Source organism: Oleiphilus sp. HI0043, assembly GCF_001634935.1.
Genome location: NZ_LWEY01000068.1, coordinates 1 through 2,094 on the forward strand (window position 1 = coordinate 1; position 2,094 = coordinate 2,094).

The following is a 2,094-nucleotide window of genomic DNA, read 5'->3' on the forward strand; positions in this document are numbered from 1 at the left end:
CCAAGGGAATCTCGATAAACTCTAAAGGAAGGTCTTTAGGAAGGCGCTTAACATATTCGTTTGCGCCTTCCGTCACCCACTTCGGCATTTTAGTACCAACAGCAAGTATTTTTATTTTCATCGCTATCGCAATTCACAAACAGTGCAGAGATTGAATTATGCTTATTACATAAGCCAAAGGAAAAACTAAAGAAAAGGCTATAGTTAATGCTCAGTCATTGAGGCACTGGCATCCGGGCCATCACGCCAAAAGCCTTCCAGGTCATAAAATGTGCGTGAAGCGGGAAGCATCACATGAACGACAACCTCGCCCAGATCAACCAAAACCCAGTCACTGCCATCAGCACCTTCAATACCTAAAGGCCGTCCGCCTTTATCTTTTACTTCGGAAACCAAATTTTCTGCAAGAGACTTAACGTGTCTGCTCGAAGTCCCTGAAGCGATCACCATATAGTCTGTGACGCTAGTTTTATCTTTAACATCCAGCACACAGATATTATCAGCTTTAAGATCCTCTAAAGCCTCGACCACTACAGTTTTCAATTCTTCAGTTTGCATACGTTCTTTGTGTTCCCCATTTGGTTAATTTTGCCTGCTCTGAAACAGCGTTTCAAAACAGCAACTCACTCTCGATAAAGCGCATTATCACAGATATAGTCTTCAACCGCACCTATCACAAGGTAACGAATGCTTTTATTTTTCCTGACCGCTTCACGAATGGCAGTGCTAGAGATATCTAACTGCGTCAAATCAAGCATCAAAGCTAAGCCGCCCGGCTGCTCATGCAAGTAATTGGCAGACATAACCCATTCAAAGCCAAGTTGCTCCAGACATTGCTTTATATCGCCTTCAAGTTCACCCGGGCGCTTTACAACAACAATATGCGTCTGCTTTGATAGCTGCTCTGCCTGACGCCAGGTTCTTAAACCTCGCGCAGCATCAGTCCCCATGACGATACTCAAGGCCTGATCACCAAGCTCTTGACGCATCTCGCGAACTGATTCAATGGTATAACTTGGACAACCCCGCCGAATCTCTCGCTCATCAACATTCAAACACGAGTCATGAGCTGTCGCCAGCTTCAACATTTCAAGGCGAGAGTCAGCACTTGCCGACACACTATCCTTATGCACAGCCTGGTAACAAGGCATCAAGTCGACACTGTTGACACCCAGTTCCGAGACAAGCTCGGTGGCCATGCGCAAATGACCAACATGAACCGGGTCGAAAGTACCACCGAAAACAACTTTCACGAAGTTAGACTTCTCATAAGGAATCTAATTAATGCAGGCCTCACTGACGGATATGCCCATCGCCCAGCACCACAAATTTTTCCGAAGTTAAGCCATGCAGACCAACCGGCCCACGCGCGTGAATCTTATCGGTTGAAATGCCGATTTCTGCACCCAAACCATATTCAAAGCCATCAGCAAATCGCGTTGAGGCATTGATCATTACCGAGCTGGAATCGACACTCGCTAGGAATTGACGACCTTTTGTATAGTTCTCGGTAACAATTGAGTCAGTATGGTGCGAACCGAACTCATTGATGTGCGCAATGGCTTCCTGCATACCCTCTACCACCTTAATAGATAATACCGGCGCAAGATATTCTGTCTGCCAATCTTCCAGCGTCGCATCCTTCGCAGCAAAACCCGCATTATTCAAGATTGTGCAAGTTTGCTCACAGCCACGTAGCTCAACCTCTTTTTCTGCATATAAAACTGCTAACTGGGGCAGAACCTCTTCAGCGACAGGCGCATCAACCAAAAGCGTTTCCATCGTATTGCAAGTGCCATAACGATGCGTTTTTGCATTCAATGAAATTGCCTTCGCCTTTTCAATATCCGCATCACGGTCGATAAACACGTGACATATACCGTCCAAGTGCTTAATTACTGTCACCTTAGCGTCTCGACTGATTCTCTCGATCAGACCTTTTCCGCCACGAGGCACGATCACATCGACATATTCTGGCATGGTGATCATTTCACCCACTGCCGCGCGATCTGTCGTTTCAATCACCTGAACAGCCGTTTCAGGCAAGCCAGCTTCAGACAAACCTATTGCGATACAGCTCGCGATGGCCTTGTT

Annotated in this window: 4 protein-coding genes; all 4 read right to left on the reverse strand. The window is 46.4% G+C overall.

Translation table 11 applies throughout. The annotated features are described in order from the left end of the window. Positions 1-121: 23S rRNA (pseudouridine(1915)-N(3))-methyltransferase RlmH (locus A3729_RS01430; protein ID WP_197475472.1), on the reverse strand; the 121-nt coding region annotated here is incomplete at its 3' end. An 83-nt stretch (positions 122-204) separates the two neighbouring features. Beyond that, positions 205-558 carry a ribosome silencing factor gene (rsfS, locus tag A3729_RS01435; protein ID WP_068507913.1) on the reverse strand — a complete coding sequence of 118 codons (354 nt, stop codon included), beginning with the start codon at positions 556-558 and terminating at the stop codon, positions 205-207. A gap of 65 nt (positions 559-623) precedes the next feature. Next, positions 624-1,253 carry a nicotinate-nucleotide adenylyltransferase gene (nadD, locus tag A3729_RS01440; RefSeq protein WP_197475473.1) on the reverse strand — a complete coding sequence of 210 codons (630 nt, stop codon included), beginning with the start codon at positions 1,251-1,253 and terminating at the stop codon, positions 624-626. 40 nt (positions 1,254-1,293) lie between these two features. Then, positions 1,294-2,094 (reverse strand): glutamate-5-semialdehyde dehydrogenase (locus A3729_RS01445; protein WP_068633009.1); only part of this gene is annotated, 801 nt, incomplete at its 5' end.